At 42.5% G+C, this 1,062-nt stretch carries 2 protein-coding genes; both read left to right on the top strand.

All coding sequences use genetic code 11. The features are described from left to right. On the top strand, nt 1–342 hold a 342-nt coding region (locus BR06_RS20610; RefSeq protein WP_034603259.1), incomplete at its 5' end, for a hypothetical protein. Continuing rightward, nucleotides 326–721: a hypothetical protein gene (locus tag BR06_RS0119085; protein ID WP_031485951.1), complete on the top strand. Its 396-nt coding sequence runs from the start codon at nt 326–328 to the stop codon at nt 719–721. The genes BR06_RS20610 and BR06_RS0119085, both read left to right, overlap by 17 nt. Nucleotides 722–1,062 lie beyond the last annotated feature (341 nt).

Consider the following 1,062-nt stretch of genomic DNA (forward strand, 5'->3'; position numbering starts at 1 on the left):
ACCGCAACAGGAGTTGCTTTTGGTAGAACTGTTGCTTCTGCGGGCGGGGCTGTGCTTAAGGATGGGAAGGCTGTTGTTCGCGGGGTTAGTAAAGCTGCGAAGAGAGTTGCTAAACCTGCAGCTAAGCGGATTAAACGCGGGGCTGATGAGATTGACCAGACTGTAGGAGTGGAGAATGCGAAGGATTTTATTTCTTCTTTTAACCCAGGTGAGTTGCCAGCAGTAACAAGCTGGGGAGGCGGAGTTGGAGGTATAATTGCTGGGCGCAAAGAACTAAAAGATAATACTGTTAAAGTTGTTAACTATATTAAATCAAAGATGGAAAATGAAAAAAATAATTAAGCGTTTTAAGTGGGGACCAATTCTTTTCGGCATAGTTGCAATTGAAGCAAGCGACCCTTTTTCTTTGTCTTTCGAAGCTTACACTAGAGGCGTTCTCCTTAGTTCTACAGCTCGTTGGGTAATGATCTTTGCGGGAGTGCTCTGTATCGTTTATGGTCTTTTTTATAAAAGTTTTATGTCTTCAAAAAAGATTGTAGATTGTGAGAAAACAATTTGTCCAAAATGCGAACGTCCTTTTGAAGTTGGTAAAATTTCAAAAGACGGGCTTTGTCCTAATTGTCAGGTTTCTGTAGAACCTCTTGAAGGCTTCTATGATCGGCACTCTGAATTGAAAGAGGCTGGCGAAGAAATCCCTGAAAAATCAGAAGATATTAAGTAGTATTATTAGCCCCGACTTCAGTCGGGGCTATTTTTTTGCCTTTTTCCACATTTTTTTCTGCCCGGACCTGACTCGGCTGTTTCGGGTCCGGCTTTCGAAGTATCCTTGTCTTTCAACAGATGAATTGTTTCAATAAATTCAATGTAAACAAGGAAGTAAGAGATGCCGAAAGTTTCAGAAGGTGGTTTTGGAAAATTTGCAGCGGAAAGTGGAGTGGAAGAAAATGATGATAAAAAGGTGAATTCCGTGTCCGCGCAAAGTCAGTCGGGTAAATTGCGCGAGCCGGAAGTTGACTCTGAGGCTGGTCCTAATAATGAGTTGAGCGCACTGAGAAATGCGGC

It is taken from the genome of Maridesulfovibrio frigidus DSM 17176 (assembly GCF_000711735.1).
GTDB classification, from domain to species: domain Bacteria; phylum Desulfobacterota; class Desulfovibrionia; order Desulfovibrionales; family Desulfovibrionaceae; genus Maridesulfovibrio; species Maridesulfovibrio frigidus.

What these genes read in the sequence shown, in the direction of transcription:
- BR06_RS0119085 (WP_031485951.1), top strand. Translation starts at nt 326, where the DNA reads ATGAAAAAAATAATTAAGCGTTTTAAGTGGGGACCAATTCTTTTCGGC.